13 protein-coding genes are annotated in these 16,382 nt (G+C 55.5%); 6 read left to right on the top strand and 7 right to left on the bottom strand.

Annotation, left to right across the window (positions count from 1 at the left end; all coding sequences use genetic code 11):
• The first annotated feature begins 92 nt into the window (after positions 1-92).
• The 4 genes from HNQ72_RS26280 (at position 93) to HNQ72_RS26265 (ending at position 5,625) form a co-directional block, all read left to right on the top strand.
• Entirely contained in the window at positions 93-2,972 is a 2,880-nt protein-coding gene (locus tag HNQ72_RS26280) for an MASE1 domain-containing protein (protein ID WP_373289506.1), read from the top strand.
• 120 nt (positions 2,973-3,092) lie between these two features.
• A complete protein-coding gene (locus HNQ72_RS26275) occupies positions 3,093-3,458 on the top strand; it encodes a response regulator transcription factor (protein ID WP_183996913.1) in 366 nt (121 codons plus the stop codon).
• 246 nt (positions 3,459-3,704) lie between these two features.
• Positions 3,705-4,622 (top strand): MBL fold metallo-hydrolase, encoded by a 918-nt coding sequence (locus HNQ72_RS26270; RefSeq protein WP_183687154.1) that lies wholly within the window; start codon positions 3,705-3,707, stop codon positions 4,620-4,622.
• A 253-nt stretch (positions 4,623-4,875) separates the two neighbouring features.
• A complete protein-coding gene (locus HNQ72_RS26265; protein ID WP_183996911.1) occupies positions 4,876-5,625 on the top strand; it encodes an SDR family NAD(P)-dependent oxidoreductase in 750 nt (249 codons plus the stop codon).
• Positions 5,626-5,641: 16 nt separating this feature from the next.
• On the opposite strand, the gene HNQ72_RS31150 is transcribed toward HNQ72_RS26265, so the two are convergent.
• From HNQ72_RS31150 to HNQ72_RS26245, 4 genes are all read right to left on the bottom strand, one after another.
• Positions 5,642-6,604 (bottom strand): helix-turn-helix transcriptional regulator, encoded by a 963-nt coding sequence (locus HNQ72_RS31150; RefSeq protein ID WP_183996909.1) that lies wholly within the window; start codon positions 6,602-6,604, stop codon positions 5,642-5,644.
• A 273-nt stretch (positions 6,605-6,877) separates the two neighbouring features.
• Positions 6,878-7,747, bottom strand: a complete 870-nt coding sequence (locus HNQ72_RS26255; protein WP_183997222.1) for an alpha/beta fold hydrolase — start codon at positions 7,745-7,747, stop codon at positions 6,878-6,880.
• A gap of 732 nt (positions 7,748-8,479) precedes the next feature.
• Positions 8,480-9,067, bottom strand: coding sequence for a glutathione S-transferase N-terminal domain-containing protein (locus tag HNQ72_RS26250; protein WP_183996907.1), 588 nt, complete (start codon positions 9,065-9,067; stop codon positions 8,480-8,482).
• A 304-nt stretch (positions 9,068-9,371) separates the two neighbouring features.
• On the bottom strand, positions 9,372-11,732 hold the full coding sequence (locus HNQ72_RS26245; protein WP_183997221.1) for a hypothetical protein: 2,361 nt from the start codon (positions 11,730-11,732) through the stop codon (positions 9,372-9,374).
• A 245-nt stretch (positions 11,733-11,977) separates the two neighbouring features.
• On the opposite strand from HNQ72_RS26245, the gene HNQ72_RS26240 reads away from it, so the two are divergent.
• Positions 11,978-13,159 (top strand): Fic family protein, encoded by a 1,182-nt coding sequence (locus HNQ72_RS26240; protein ID WP_183996905.1) that lies wholly within the window; start codon positions 11,978-11,980, stop codon positions 13,157-13,159.
• A gap of 228 nt (positions 13,160-13,387) precedes the next feature.
• Here the strand turns inward: HNQ72_RS26240 and HNQ72_RS26235 are convergent, their stop codons facing one another.
• Positions 13,388-13,681, bottom strand: coding sequence for a hypothetical protein (locus tag HNQ72_RS26235; protein WP_210319727.1), 294 nt, complete (start codon positions 13,679-13,681; stop codon positions 13,388-13,390).
• 17 nt (positions 13,682-13,698) lie between these two features.
• Complete coding sequence (locus HNQ72_RS26230) at positions 13,699-14,136, bottom strand: NUDIX hydrolase (protein WP_183996901.1); 438 nt, start codon at positions 14,134-14,136, stop codon at positions 13,699-13,701.
• 120 nt (positions 14,137-14,256) lie between these two features.
• Between HNQ72_RS26230 and HNQ72_RS26225 the strand changes: the two genes are divergently transcribed.
• A complete protein-coding gene (locus HNQ72_RS26225; protein WP_183996899.1) occupies positions 14,257-15,708 on the top strand; it encodes a CYTH and CHAD domain-containing protein in 1,452 nt (483 codons plus the stop codon).
• A gap of 98 nt (positions 15,709-15,806) precedes the next feature.
• Here HNQ72_RS26225 and HNQ72_RS26220 read toward each other — a convergent pair whose 3' ends face one another.
• Positions 15,807-16,367 (bottom strand): Fic family protein, encoded by a 561-nt coding sequence (locus tag HNQ72_RS26220; RefSeq protein ID WP_246450595.1) that lies wholly within the window; start codon positions 16,365-16,367, stop codon positions 15,807-15,809.
• Positions 16,368-16,382: the final 15 nt, after the last annotated feature.

Genomic DNA, 16,382 nt, shown 5'->3' with positions numbered 1-16,382 from the left:
TTTCAAGCTATCATTTCCCTCAAGCCGTTGAACACTGATCAAGTCCGACTCTCTCTGGACCATGATGTTCTGGCTGAAGGGGAGCGGTGGTCTTGGATACTGGTGGGCGCTTAAATGACGGTACGTTGTCTCGGCGGGTGATCGAGCCGATAAAGCTTTTGCTGTCTCGATTACCCGATGCACGGTATCTAGGTTTATTCTTTTTTGCCTATCTCCTTGGGTGTGGGTTTGCTCAGCTGCTCGCGGTCGTGCCAGGCACGGGCATCTCAGTATGGCCACCCGGCGGCCTCTTTATCGCAACACTTCTCTTTGCGGGGAAAGGTACGTGGCCGTGGTGGATTATATCGGGCGCAGGCGCCGAACTCGCCGCGAACGCTCTGTGGTTTCATAGCCCGTTTGTCGCTGCAGCTGTCATGTACATAGGCAACGCGCTGGCGGCGATGATCGGGGCCTGGATTGTGCATCGCGTCGCCGGGCAAAGCCACCGGTTCGAGACCTTAAAGGAGGTCGTGACCCTCATCGTTTTCGCAGGAGGGCTGGCGCCGATCATCAGTGCGACGGTTGGAAGCGTAGCACTTGCATGGTTCGACATTCAGTCGCAATCCTTTACTACGGCTTGGCCGCTTTGGTGGATTGGAGACGCGACCGGAGTGCTAATCGTTGCTCCGCTTGCGCTGGTGGTTTTTCAGAGCTGGCGAGATGCCAACCGGATCTCGATCCAACGTCTAATAGAAGCTGGTGCGCTGTGCCTCGTTCTTCTCGGTCTCGCCGCATTGACACTGAGCGGTTACCTTCCGTTCGCCTACATCATAATGCCACCCTTACTCTGGGCTGCCGTTCGCTTCGAATTCAAAGGCGCTGCCATGGCACTCGCCATACTCGCGGTGTTCACGGTGCTATTCGCCGTATCGGGCGGCAGCCAAGCGGTCGACGATCAACTTACGGAGAAGCATCGGCAGGTCATGCTCCAGCTCTTCCTGGCGATCTCAGCCTTTTCGGCGCTCGTGGTCGCCGCCGTTTCGAGAGAGCATCAGCTCGCATTGCGTACATTAGAGGACAGCGTCGAAACCTTTCGGAACCGGGAGCGGGAGTTCTCACAACTTGTCAACATGGTGCCGAGTTACTTATGGCGCCTAAGTGCGGAAGGTGATCCGGTATTCTTCAGCCAAAGGGTCGTCGATTTCTTTGGACTTGACGTCGGTGACTATGACACTTCGGAGAAAAAGGGGCTTTCTGCATTTATCGAAGCTTTGGTCCACCCTGAAGACGCGGAAGGTTTCGCCGCGACTCTTCAGCAGTCTTTTGAAACTGGCAACCCATTTTCCTTAAAATACCGCCTCCGCGGGAAGGATGGCATTTATCGTTGGGTCGCAGGGCGGGCAGAAGCGCTTCGCGGCGACGACGGCGAAATTATCCAGTGGTACGGACTATCCCAGGACATTGAAGATCAGGTTCGATCGGATAAGGCGCTTCACCAAAGTAAGCAGCAGCTGGAGCAAATGCTGGAGGCTGTTCCGTTCAACGTGTTGAGCTTCTCGCCTTCAGGTCAAATGACCTATGCGAGCCAACGGTATCTGAAGCAGGCTGGGACGCCGTCTCCACATGTCAAAGACTTTGATGCCCTAGCCCGGGAAGTGGTTCATCCAGATGACTTTCCTGTCATGTTTGCCCGGGCCAAGCATGGGTTTGTAACTGGTGAGCCGTTCATCAATCGCTTTCGCCGGATATTGACGGATGGAAGCTACCGCTGGATCGAGGCGCGGGCGCAGCCGTTGAGAGGAAAAGATGGCGCAATCGTTCAATGGTATATTGCGTCGATCGATATTGAGGAAGAGATGAAGGCCCAGGAGGCGTTACGCGAGCGAGAACGCTTCCTATGGCAGTTAGTGGAAACATTGCCCGCGATGATCGATTGTGCAGGGCCGGACGGAGAGCCGCTCTATCGCAGCCAGCAGCTTCGAGAGTTCTTGGGCTACAATCTCGATGCGCTGGATGGCAGCGGGAAAACCCGCCTCGATGGAACTCTCGATTCGGGTGTGCATCCAGACGATGTAGCTGGCGTCAAGGAACAATATCATCATTGCCTGACGACGGGCGAGCCATATGCCCGGCGACATCGGCTACGACGGCATAATGGAGAATATCGGTGGGTAGAGACCCGAGCAGCTCCGATGCGGAATGATGCGGGAGACATCGTCCAATGGAATGTGATTTGCCTCGACATCGACGGAGAGGTCTGGGCCCAAGAAAATCTCCGCATGGCGCAGGATAGCTTGGCGCGCGCCAGCCAGGCGGCAAGTCTTGCTGAGCTCTCTGCGTCTATCGCGCATGAGGTCAACCAGCCACTGGCTGCAGTGATGAACTACTCGAATGCCTGCCAGCGCTGGATGACGATGGACCCGCCGAACATCGAAAGAGCAAAGAAAGCGGTTGATCGCATCATTCACAGCGCTAACTCGGCCGCTGATGTGGTCGCCCGTATCCGCGCTCTGTTCAAGCAGGATAGAGATACGCGAGACAGCACTTCCCTCGATAAGATTATCTTCGAAATTCGAGATCTTTTGGCGTCCGAAGCTTCGCGCCGGGGGATACGTATTGAGCTCGATCTGGAAGTGGGCCTTATACTCGCCCCCTTCGACCGCGTTCAAATCCAGCAAGTCGTCATGAATCTCGTCCGCAATGCGATGGATGCAATGACATCCGTATCGAATAGAAAAACAGTGACGCTGAAGGTTCACCGAAACGAGGATCTGGTTCAAGTGTCTGTCAGCGATTGCGGTCGAGGCGTTCAATTTCCGACTAAAATCTTCGAACCGTTTTTCACGACCAAGGATCAGGGAATGGGGATGGGTCTCTCGATCTCTCGCTCGATTGTCGAAGCGCACGGGGGCCAACTGTGGTCGGAAAAAAATGAACCTCAGGGCGCGATTTTCATTTTTACCTTGCGAGCCGCACTGGACCACATCGATTAACTGCAAGCCTCCGGCGCGTTCTTATTGTTCGTCCCGAGCCTTGCATGGCAAAGAGTTTCAATTGGATAGCAGACCGGTCGATAGCGAATATGGGGCATGCCGCGGTCTATGGAGGAGAATATGAACCAACGCGCGGCAGTGATTGCAGTTGTCGATGATGATCCACAAGTGCTTGAGTCTCTCCAGGAGCTCCTGGAATCAGCCGGGTTTACCCCACGAACCTTCTCGTCTGCCACTGCGCTTCTGGCTGCCGGACTTAACGAGATCGACGTTCTGATCACCGATATCGGCATGCCGGATATGGACGGTTTCGAATTGCAGGCCTGCGTCGAGGAAAAACATCCTCACATTGCCATATTTCTAATAAGCGGCAGGCACGAGAAGTCGGATCGAAAATCATCCCGCACTGAGAAGATCTTGCGAAAGCCCTTCGATGGCCACGCCTTGCTGGAATCGATCCGAAGAGCGCTGGCAAGGCATAGCTAAATTCCGGCGAGAGACCCAGCTCACTGCGCACTGGTCTTTACGGTGATTGTATAAGCGGAATGCATAACTCGCTATAGCCCAATGGCTAGGCCGGCCTCGTAGAGGGCCCAATCGACCGCTGACGGGCACGGACCTACAATCCGAAGCGCAGTCTCGTCATCCCGATGCTCTGACATCGCAATACGGGTACTTTTCACGACGAAGCGCTGTGACAATTCCACGTATTCTAATCAATAGGAGACAAGCATGAGCGCAGTTAACGCTTTACGCGCTGACCAAGTTAGAACGGAAGAACTTGTTCCGTCGCGTTACGCCGTTCAGATCGGTGAGATCGAAGTGCTGGTCATCAGCGACGGTGTTCTCCCGCTTCCCACAAAGATGTTAGGGCACAATGCGCAAGCGTCCGAGCGTGCGGCCTGGCTTGGCGAAATGTTCCTGCCCCAGGACGCGTTCGACTGGTCGTTGAACGTCGTTCTCGTCCGCCACGGCGAGCAGACGATACTTATCGACGTCGGTCTTGGCCTTGACCCGGACCTGAACCTGCCGAGGGCCGGACAGGTGGTCAGGCGGCTCGAGGCGGCCGGTGTGGATCTCGGATCCGTCACCGACATCATCATTACTCATATGCATATGGATCATGTCGGCGGGCTCCTCGTCGAAGGTGTCAAGGAACGGCTGCGTTCCGATCTGCGAATTCACGTTGCGGCTGCCGAACTGAACTTCTGGGAAAACCCGGACTTCACGCATGTGAATATGCCGCAGGGGTTTCCTGACGCACTCCGCGCCGCAGCCAAGAAATTCGCTGCAGAATATCGAGACCTCATCAACACGTTCGAAGATGAGTATGAAGTCGCACCGGGGATCGTCATTCACCGTACGGGCGGACACACGCCAGGGCACAGTGTCGTGCGTCTTTCATCGGGCGGCGACCGGCTGACATTCGCTGGCGATGCGATCTTCGCGGTCGGTTTTGATCATCCCGACTGGTACAATGGCTTCGAGCACGACCCGGAGGAGGCCGCTCGGGTCCGGTTGAAGCTTCTGAGGGAACTGGCCGACACCGGCGAACAGCTGGTTGCGACGCATTTGCCTTTTCCATCGGTTGGCCGGGTGGCGACAGACGGCGAAGCCTTCCGCTGGGTCCCCGTCTTCTGGGATTACTGATCCAACAGCCTTAAAGTTTGGTGCCGTATGCGATTGGTCGAAGACCTCATCGCTTACGGCACTTCCTATTCGGTCAGGCGCTTAACGAGCATTCGGTTTTTGCCCGGTAGACGTGCGATGTCTGTAGTGACCTTTCCGATTGCCAGTCGATCGCACCGTTCCATGGCACAGGTTTTCACAAGAAAGATCCGAGCCCGTAAGGTAAGAGCGCATCGGCAATCGAATTCCGCTCAATTTCAATGGAAACAGAACAATGCAGCATCTCAAGAACAAAATTGCCGTCATAACCGGCGGCAATAGCGGGATCGGCAAAGCCACTGCTCAACTGTTTGCCGATGAAGGCGCGCAAGTCATCATCACCGGCCGGCGGGCGGATATAGTCGCCCGGGCAGTCGATGAAATTGGTCGCGGAGCTGTGGGTTTCGTCGGTGATACCGCCGATCTGGAGCATCACCAGAAACTGGCCGAAATGATTGCCGAGAAATTCGGCAAGTTTGATGTTTACATGGCCAATGCCGGCGTCATCAATCTCACTGCCTCCAGCAAGGTGACGCCGGAAGAATATGACCAGCACTTCGCCATCAACACGCGGGGTGTCTCCTTCGGAGTGCAGGCGATGGCGCCGTTGATCCGGGATGGCGGCAATATCATCGTCACAAGCTCGCTCGCCGCAACAAAGGTACTGCCTGATCATGCGGTCTATGCCGGATCCAAGGCAGCGGTTTCTGCCTTCGCTCGAAATTGGGCAATCGAGCTGAAACCACGGAAAATCAGGGTCAACATACTAAGCCCCGGACCTGTTGAGACCGCAATTTTGGGCAAGCTCGGCGTTTCTGAAGAGCAGCTCCCGGATTTCGAGCAGCATATGGCGTCGCTTATCCCCGCCGGGCGTATGGGTCGGCCAGAGGAGCTTGCGCGCGCGGCGCTGTTTCTTGCATCTGATGCTGGCAGTTTCGTCAACGGGATCGAACTTCACGTTGACGGCGGCATGACGCTGGTATGAGATCGATCAGACGGTGTCACAGGGCAGCCCTTCTCCATTCGCTGGGTGTCAGACCTGTGTGGCGTTTGAATGCGACGCTGAAAGCCGTCAGCGTCGCGTAACCCTGTCGCTCTGCAATCTCGGTCACCTGTAAACGCGGATCGCGAAGCATCGCCATCGCGCGCTCCATCCGCCGTTGACGTAGCCATTCATGAGGGCTGACACCCGTACTTTTCTTGAAAGCCCTGCAGAAGTGAAAACGTGAGAGGTTTGCTCCGTCTGCGAGCGCCCCAAGCGAGATGTCTCTGTCATCGTCCGTGGAGAGGCGCTCGAGGCTCATCCGCAGGACATAGGGAGAAAGCCCGCCCAAGGTATTACTGAACGCCTCAGCGATATCTCGGTGCGCTTTGACGACGTGAACTGCAATCAACGTCGTGAGCTGCTGGCGATACAGGTTTTCCAAATATGCCGGTTCAACTGAAGGCTCAATCGACTTTTCGAGAAGCGTTGCCAGTAGGCTGTCGGGTCGCGCCGTACTTTCCACCAGCGAGGTCGTCGGGCCAGGGCATTCCTTGGCGATCTGCTCGAGCAGTTCGGGCGCCATGTAAGCCTGCACGATATCCATTGGGCCATGTATGTCCCAGCGGGAGCTGGATCCGGCTGGGATAAATGTAATTGAACCCCGCCGCCCCACGGACGAGTGGTGGTCCCGCCCGGATGTGCGATCGAGGCGCTGCATTGCGCCGAGATATGTCATCACAACATGGTCGGACATCGGTTTCACGACGTCATGGAACGGTTGATGTTTCCAGCGGGCAAGTCGGGTTTCGAAGGGATCGTGCACACTAAAGGATGTTAACGGCGCGGTTCGCAGGACGCGTTCCATTTCAGCATCGGCCTGAACTGGCGGCGCTGGTTGATCGGGAGCGTGCATTGAGTCCTCTTTAAGGACGCTTTTTTTGATATCGGACGTGTATTTCTTGGTCGTTGTGTGAGCCACGTATGCATCCTTCCTTCGGCTCTTTGTCGGAGACGTGGAAAGACGATATGCAACAGGACGTGCAGAAGGTATCAGTCGTTGGACTATATCATCTAAGCTGTTGTTCGTGTCGGCTGCACGAATTCGTATAGCGTCTCGGCCAAAAGAGAAGGCACGCATAACGAATGGCAAGTCGGTTAGCTTTCATCGCTATGAGACCTGACGTTTTTCATAGGATTAAGGCAGAGAGAGTGGAGAAGGCGGCACGGGTCATGCGCCGCCTTCCGGCGCTGCTCAGCTTCTAACGAAAGCAAGCAGGTCTTCGTTGATTACGTCGGCGTGCGTCGTGCACATCCCGTGCGGCAGGCCTGCGTAGGTCTTGAGTGTCGAGTGCTTGAGAAGCTTGGCGGAGAGCGGCGCAGAGGCGGCAATTGGAACGATCTGGTCGTCATCACCGTGTAAGACAAGTGTCGGCACTGTGATCGTTCTCAGATCTTCCGTGAAATCGGTTTCCGAAAACGCCTTGATGCCGAGATAGTGTGCATTGGCAGCGCCCATCATTGCCTGCCGCCACCAGTTATGAATGATCGCATCGATCGGTTTAACGCCATCCCGATTGAAACCATAGAATGGGCCGCTCGGCAGATCGAAATAGAACTGGGATCGGTTGGCGGCAAGCTGGGCACGAAGATCATCAAAAGCCTCAATCGGGAGCCCGCCAGGGTTATTCACCGTCTTGACCATGATCGGAGGTACAGCACCGATAAGGGCCAGCTTCGCGACACGACCATGGGGTTGACCATGTCTGGCGACGTAGTGGGTGGCCTCGCCTCCGCCTGTGGAGTGACCGATGTGGATCGCGTTTCGCAGGTCCAGATGTTTGGCGACGGCGGCGAAGTCTGCTGCGTAGTGCTCCATGTCGTGGCCGTTGCTGGGTTGGCCTGACCGCCCATGGCCACGGCGGTCATGCGCAATTACGCGATAACCTTTGCCGAGAAAGAACAACATCTGAGCATCCCAGTCGTCCGATGAAAGGGGCCACCCGTGATGAAAGACGATCGCCTGAGCATCCTTTGGCCCCCAGTCTTTGTAGAAGATCTCAATGCCATCGGTCGTGGTCACGTAATTGGTATCTTTGCTCGCACTACTGGTGCTCGTACCCATCTTCTCGTTTGTTTTTGCAGAAGCGCTCAATGGCGCTGCTACAAGAATTGGCGCAGAGAGACCGGCGACCAAGAAATCACGGCGGAATGGCATCGCCGGCGCGGGGAATCGGTTATTGATAAAGGGGCGAGTCGAGGAAAAGCTCTCAATCATATTTATCTCCGTTGTGAGCCATTAACGGAAGTAGTTTTACTTAAATCAATCAGCGCGGGACCTTGGGAAGTTGCTCTAAGTATCGTGCGATTGCCATTTTTCGAATAAATGTAGAGAGTGAGCGGCAGTTCATGATGCCATCTCTTGGCACTTCGGGAGCAATCGATAATTAGCCTCACCTTGCTCTACCCGCACTAGATAGAATTGCTCGTGTGGGGACGGCCACAACACCGGAAACGGGTTGAGCAAGAAGAATCTTAAAGACGTGTTGCGCCCTTGTGGCCGCCTCAATAAAAAACGCCACCCCGGATTCCCCCAGGGTGGCGATGAGCGGTTAGTGACTTTTGACCTTAGTGGGCGCCGGCATCCAGCGGCAAAGTTTTTCAGATGGCGCCACGCGTTCCAACGAGGGAAACGGTAGGTGTGTAAATCTTGCAGCCTAGCGGTTCGCCGGGCGCCAGTCCTCGGCTTTGGCTGCAAGTCCAGGCGGTGGATATCAATACAGGAAATAAGGTGATGCGAAAACACAGCAACGCGCGCCTGACGCTACATTGGCCAGGGTTCGCGTCAGCCGCGATATTATTGGATTAGACCTTCTGCCTTCATTGCCCCGCTAGTATTCAAACGCGATTTCAATCTTTCGCGATACTCGACGAGATGCGGTTCCAAGCCCAGCGAATAGCGCTCTGCCCACAATAGCATCACGAAAAGGTAGAAGTCCGCAACAGTGGGCTTCTCGCCGAACAGAAACGCTCCTTCGAAGCTTTCCGACAAAAAGCCAAATCGGGGGATTAGGGCAGCTTTGGCACGAGCGATCTCGTCTGCGCTTCGATGTGACCAGAGAGACTCAAACCCCTGATGCAACTCGGAAGAGATGAAGGCCAGCACTTCGAGCAAGCGTGTTCGACCGAGATTGCCCTCGACGCCGAGCTCGGGGTAGCTCGACGCTATCCAGTCCAATATCGCGACGTTTTCGCTGATAACATCGCCGTTGTCCAAGACGAGCGCTGGCACATATCCTTTCGGGTTGATCTTTGTGAAATCGTCACCAGAGGAAGTGATTTTTGTCTGCAAGTCGACACTTTCGATCTCGAACTCGGCACCTGCTTCTCTGAGAGCGATATGATCCGAAAGGCTGCATGCGCCTGGATAGTAGTAAAGTCTCAAGGGATACTCCTGTCTGAATGTGAAAAAGCGACCATTAAAGCTCTTGGTCGATTTCACGCAGGAGATTAGGGCGCCCGCCGGGTCCGGAAAATTAGACTAGGGGATAGCCTGGTCACGCGGGTTGTCGGTCTGCGTACACCAATCGGAGATGGTCGATAGCGCGGTGTAGTAGGCTTTCCTCTAATAGAGAACTTGAAGCGCTGTTAATTTCGGGTCGTAGGTTCGATACCCATCAAGACGAAACGACGAGCTCGGCTCAGACGTAGGCTGTAACCAACATCCAAGCCGAGCGTCTCATTCGGTTTTATGCAGCTTCCCAAACCTGATTGAGGATTTTGGCCGCCAGTGCGGCCTTGTCTTGCGGCAGGAAACGACCGTAGTGCTGTTGCACGACATCGGGCGTGTCCTGAATAGCGTAGCTCGCCTGCTCGTATGATCCTGTCTGCTTCAGAATATGCGTCGCGAGAATGTCCCGCAGGTTATGGGGTCCATGAGGCAGCAAGCCCTTGATTGCACCTCGTCCAGTATAGGGATTATAAATGCCATAGCGTTGGATAACCGTCCGCCATGCCTCGTAGAAGGTCGTGGAGTTGTAGGCCGCATCGATACTGGTTGTCTTCACCGTTTTGACGAACAGGGTTCCGGGATCTTTGGCTCCACTGAGCAGAACGCCACGATGGCGGTCGATGTAAGCGTCGAGGTATTTATAGAGGTCGAGCAAGTCGGGCAGGATTAGCCGGAACGGCTTCTGTCCGAAGAAGGAGGAGCCAGAGTTTTTGAATGCGACCGATGGGATAAGGACTTCCCACCCATGGTCGCGATCGCTCCACCGCAGTTCCCCGCATTTCATGTCTTCAAGCCGGCGCTCTGATGTCGGATAATGCCCGCGTGGGCAGACACGAAGTTGGCGGAGGTTCTTTTGCCTCAGCCCGAGATGGAGGCCAAGTCGGAGGAGCAGGAAGGACCTGACGGCTTCGGCCGCCGGCCGCGGGTATCGGCTTTCATCCGGCATCCGCTCAAGGATCTCGTCCGTAATCTTACGATATTCAGCCAATGGGCTCTCGGCCTCGAGGACACACATGATCGGTTCAAACGGATCGCGGTGAACGCGCATGACGCGTTGGATTTCCTTGGATCGGTTAGCGGCATGTCGATGAAACGCATCGCAGGCGCCATGCCAGTCGCGAGCCGCAAAATCGATTTCTTCCTGCTCGATCAAACCCGCGATGGGCATGACATTCCGAAGGAGTTCCGGGTGCTGCCGGATCCAGCCGACGTCCGCGCGAGATAGGGCTTGGGCGACCATCAACATATCCTCTTCCCATTTAGTGTAGAAACCACGCCGCTGTTCCCGCCACTGCAGGTACCAGTCCCAAACACCAGGGAAGACGAGAAGGCCAAAGCTCAACCGGCTGACTGGCACGCCGAAACCCTTCACGGCGCCATTTGGCGAGGCAGCCAGCGCACCAAACATCAAGCCGAGGTGCTCAATCTTCTGTGAGGCCGTTTCTTCACCCCAGACGCCGTTACGGTGAAAGCCTATAGCCGTCAGCGTCGAAGTCTTGAAGCGGATGAGATCAGCCATTTCCATTGCAAGCCTCGGCGGCGCGTCGACAACGCCGGAGAGCAAATCCGGATCATCAAGTTCTGCTGCGACGTTCTGATTGGCACCGGCCGCCGAGGCTAACAATCGAGAAGAAAGAAAGTTGCTGCCATAAGTGACTCCGGGAAAACGGATGGCATATCGCTGCTTGCTGGCTGCCGCCTGATAGCGGCGATATTCCGTGGAGCCGGAAATGATCACCCGGCGCACCCAATCGAGGATCTCCTCTCGCTTGGTAAAGGGGAGGTTGTTGAAGTCCTCTGGCAGGTGTAATGAAATCCGTCGACGCTCAGCTGGACTGATGTCACCGAGATCGTGACCATACACCGAGCGTGCCTGGTGCGGCAGCTTCTCTTTGAAATATCCCTCCGAAAGCCGATAGCGTCGCTCGATGCGGCGGAGGATATTGAAACTGGCGACAGATCGGGGCACGCGTTCGCCCTGGATCCAGGATAGCAGCGTCTTATTGTCGAAGGTCTCATTCAGATGAACAACTGCGCGGTAGAGCTGCCAATAGGTGTCGCCGAACCGACGCATATGATAGACGAGTGCATCCTGAAAGCTCGCCGGATCTTCTGTCGCTTCGAGTAGTGGTTCCGGGAAAGGGCTAATCGGTTTTGGGGCCGGTCCACGTGGCGCAGATGCAAGCGGGGCAACGTTGCCATCCGCGGCCGCACGTTGAGGCTTTCTGGTTGAGGTTGCGGAGGCTGCTTTTTTGGCAGGCGTTATGTTGTCCGGGCGAGCTGTCTGCTTTGGCGACCGTTTCTCTTCGACCGCTGGTGCTACACCGAGCCACCGGATGATTGCATCCAGGCCTGGCCGCAGCTGCTTTTTCAGTTCTGCCGTCAAATCGGCTTCGATCCCACAGGCCTGACTGATCATCGTCCAGTCGATATGGCCATTCAGGAGCGGGGGCGATTTCCGATAGATGATTAAACTGACCAGGTAAGGCCGGATATTCTCCAGCACCCGCCTGGATGCGATTGGCGCAATACGTAGCTCGCAGAATTGGGATATCTTTCGCTGGAAATGGCGTGATGAAATGTCGTTGGTCATAATCATTCCGTTTCTCTCGGCGGCAATGCCGAGGGCGAGCGGAAATAGGGGGCGAGCGTTAAGAATGGATTTATCGGGCATGGCAATTCAAACGCTGCGTGATCGTCGCATTCATGTCCTACGCAAATCACTCCGGCTCAGTGCTCGGGAATTCAATGTGCTCGCGTTAATTAAGCGTGCTTATTTAAGTCTATCGCTTATTTAAACGAAGCGTATCTTGCTTAAATAAGGAGTGAGACCGATAATCGGCCATGTCTGATTCCAAGTCCAAACATCGTCTGGGTCGTTTTGTCGAGACGATAGCTGCCAATGAAACAGTGCGGGCGTTCGTGCCCCCACCATTGCCGCCCGAGCCCGCGATTGATGTGCTCTCATTGCTCGAGCGTCTCAGTCTGGCAGAACGCGCGCTAGGACGCTTGGATGGTATCACAATGCTGCTGCCGCGACAGGAGCTGTTTCTTTATATGTATGTCAGAAAGGAAGCTGTTCTTTCCTCGCAGATTGAAGGCACGCAGTCGACGCTTTCCGATCTTTTGCGGTTTGAGACTGAAGCTCAGGCGGGGCAGCCGATTGATGATATTCGCGAAGTCTCAAACTATGTGGACGCCATGATGTATGGTTTGGAGCGGCTGGAAACGCTGCCCATGTCATTGCGTCTCATCCGCGAGATGCATGCCCGGCTCCTACACAGTGGGCGAGGAGGCACCAAGGATCCAGGAGAGTTCCGCCGCTCGCAAAATTGGATTGGTGGCACGCGCCCCGGTACCGCACTCTTTGTGCCGCCACCCGTCACCGAAATGGCCGGTTGCCTGGATGCATTCGAGCGCTTCATGCATGACGACCAATCTCGGTTACCGGCGCTCATCAAAGCTGGCATGCTGCATGTCCAGTTTGAAACGATCCATCCATTTCTCGATGGCAATGGCCGTATAGGACGTCTGCTTGTTACCCTATATTTGTGCATGCACGGTGTTTTGCGAAAGCCGCTGCTCTACCTCAGCCTCTATTTGAAATCCCATCGGAGAGAATACTATCGGCTACTGCAAGAGGTCCGCGAGAATGGAAACTGGGAAGCCTGGCTAGACTTTTTCCTCGCCGGCGTCGCCGACACCGCCAATCAGGCATTTGAGGCTGCCACTCAAATCGTCGATCTTTTCAAGGAAGATCGGGAGCGGATCACGGTGGAGAGTGATAGAGCAGGGTCGGCACTTCGCATTCACGAGCTTTTTCAGCAGAATCCGTTTCACACGGCGAACCAGATTGTTCAAATAACAGGTCTGTCCGCACCTACGGTCAACGCGGCACTCGCCGATCTGGAGCGATTGGGCATTGTTGATGAGGTCACCGGCCGCAAGCGTGGCCGCGTGTTCAGCTATCAACGATACCTTGCAATTCTAGGCGAAGGTACCGATCCTCTGCCTCTAAGTTCATGACAAATAACTGGGTCAAAGGTTCGATCGTCATCAAGATCTTAATCTCAGGCGTACGTCTCGGAATTTGAGGGATGTTCGGTGGATTGCGAAACGCTGCAGTCAAAGAGAACGATATCTTTGCTAGAGAGGAGGAAATGTCTGACGGTGTCGACCGCGAGTTCGTCGTAGTGCCGTCGCGACGGGTTCCCCAGTCCATCGGGAATAATCAGGACATCGAAGTCGGAGATGTCAGGCCTTCGACGCATGATCGTTCCTCTTTTTGATTTCGAGTTCCAGGCCGTAGATCTCCCCTTTCAAGCTCTCCACGCGTCGCTGGATGATATCATCTGCCATATGAGAGAGTTCGCTCACTTCGGAGCGAAGGGATGTCGCTTGCGAAATTCGCCGGTCGATGTCGATCAAGCCGAGCCGTTCCTGCAGATCGGCGCGGCGGTCGAGGAGCGACAGTACTAACAGAGCTGGCTGTTTCTGCGCATTCTGATCGAGGCTTGTGAAGCCATCAACGTCGTTTTCTTCCTGCATTTCTAAAAGGCCAACGGTCAAACTATCGAAGATAATAACGTTCGAAGACCGTCATGGCCGGCAATCTCGCGTGCTTGCTCAAGAGAAAACCATTCGCGGGCTCGAAGCCCTGTCTCAGGATAGCTATCTTCGACCGAGGTCACCGAAAGTTCGTGCACGATCACCCGGTAGCGAGAGGGACTGCTGTCTTTCGAGTAAAGAAAGGATCCGACGATCGCCTCGGAGATAGTGCCTCGAATCCCAGCCTCTTCGAAGGCTTCCCGCGCCGCGGCTGCATGGGAGGTTTCGCCAGGATCCATGTGCCCTTTCGGCAGACCCCATCTCCCGTTGCGCCTGCTGCCGACAAGGAGCATTTCTTTTGTCCCGTCGGCGGTGATGCGAAAACAGAGAGCACCGGCCTGTTCTATGACCGAGGGCTCAGAGCTTATCTTCACCGCCTTGGAACCACGCTTCATCTCGTCCATCTCCCCGAACACTTGCCTGCCGGTGCTACCGTCATACCTGTTACAGGAGGATGAACTAATTCCAGACCGCATGCGTTCGACGGTGTTGTCACGAAATCGCGGAGTGCTCCCTTGCCCGAAGTCGAATTGAAGCTTGAAATTCAGAGTGCCGATGTCGATCGCTTGGTGGCTGCTGATCTCTTTAAAGGGGAGCCGCGGAGCGTCTCGCAGGGTTCGATTTATTTCGATACCCCCGACAATCTCTTGTTTGCCTCTGGCTTCACGCTTCGCATCCGGCAGGAAGGCGACACTCAGGTGCAGACCATCAAGGCGACGGGTCCGAGCGCCTCGATCTTCGCCCGCGATGAATGGGAGTTTCCGGTTGCAGGCAAGGTTCCAGTTCTCGACCACTCCAGTCCGCTCCTCAACGAGTTCGATGACGGCCTCAATGACGTGGCCGCGAAATTCGAGGTCTCAAACGAGCGGCGGATTTGGACCGTCAATGAAAATGGCTCAACCATCGAAGTCGCCCTGGATATCGGCTGCGCGCGTGCAGTCGACCGGGAAGCCCCATTCGTTGAACTGGAACTTGAGCTCAAGGACGGCGAGGCGAGTGACCTCTTCGTTCTGGCCCGCAAGATCGAGGCAGTCGTACCGGTCCGCTTCGGCGTTCTCTCGAAGGCGGAACGCGGATATCGACTGATGGAAGCAGCCCGTTCGGTCGTTAAGGCGGAACCAATTGAGCTGGATCGTGGCACTTCGACAGCCGATGCATTCAAAGCCATCATGTCGGCATGCTTCCGCCAGTTTCGTCTAAACGAAGAAATCATGCGGGTGAGGCAAAACCCTGAATCCTTACATCAGGCCCGCGTCGCATTGCGTCGTCTGCGGTCGGCCATCACACTGTTCAAGCCGATATTGCGTGACGGTGAGACAAAACGATTGTCAGGAGAGTTGCGATGGCTGGCCGACGTTCTTGGCGAGGTCCGCAACATTGACGTGTTGCTACCAAAGGCGAAACCAGGGCAACTGCGAGACAAACTATCGGGAAAGCGCGCCAGCGCATATGAGGACGTGATGGTGGCGATCGACAGTTCCCGCACGCGCGCGTTGATGCTGGACTTCTACGAGTGGCTGCACTGCGGAGAGTATCTTCGGGATCCGGCCAGCCGCGACATCCGGGAGCGAAAGGTCGACGAGTTCGCCTCTGAAGCGCTCGACAAGGCAAGAAAGAAGCTAAAGAAGCACGGCAGGGATCTTGCAGGCGTTGATGACGAGCATCGACACGAGGCACGCAAGGACGCAAAAAAGCTGCGATACGCGTCTGAATTTTTCCGTTCGCTGTTTTCGGACAAGAAGGGGTCGCGACGCTACAAGCGTTTCGTCAGCGCTATGGAGACGCTGCAGGATGAACTCGGCGCACTCAACGATCTGGCGACGGGTCCTGAAGTTCTGAGGACCCACGGGATTTCTGACATACCAGGATTGGAATATTTGGTATCCCATGCTGACAAGCAGGCCCTCGTCGGGCAAGCTCAATCGGCGCTCGAAGATGTTCTCGATGCCAAACGCTTCTGGCGTTAATCAGCTAAGCTACTGATTGCATGACCGACTTAAAGAAGGGGTCGAGAGTTCGTACCTCATAAAGGTGCCCCATTCAGATGGGCTTGACACCCCCTTCTTTAGGAAAGACCGTACCAGGCGCCGCGGCCGGCACCGTGCAGGACGAGGTGCCCTTGATCCACGAGTGCCTTGAGATGATCCTTAATGGTGTGACGGCTTGCATCGGTGATCCGTGCAGCCTCCGCGACCGTGATGCGCCCGTGCTCGCGCGCCAACTCGAGTAATGTAACGGACAATTCCGGCATGTCGGCGAGGATAATACGCTCGCGCTCCATTTTCTTCTCAAGCCGCGTCTTCTGCCGATGCAGGGCTCTCAAGAAGAACTCGATCCAGGGATTCCAGTCGGGCTCGGCGCTGCGGATCGTTCCCTGGGTGCGCCGAAGCGAGATGTAATAGCTCTCCTTGCTTTGCTCGATGATGCTTTCGAGCGAGCTGTAGGGCACGTAAGCGTAGCCGGCCCGCAGGAGCAGCAAGGTGGTCAGAATACGCGATAGGCGGCCATTGCCATCCTGGAATGGATGGATTTCGAGGAAAACGACGATGAAGATCGCGACAACCAAAAGTGGATGGAGCCGCTTTTCTCGCCCTTGATCATCCAGCCAGGCGATCAGTTCTTCCATTCGACGCGGCGTATC

Source organism: Aliirhizobium wenxiniae (assembly GCF_014201355.1).
In the GTDB taxonomy this organism is placed as follows: domain Bacteria; phylum Pseudomonadota; class Alphaproteobacteria; order Rhizobiales; family Rhizobiaceae; genus Neorhizobium; species Neorhizobium wenxiniae.
This window is presented reverse-complemented; position numbering and strand designations above follow the sequence as displayed.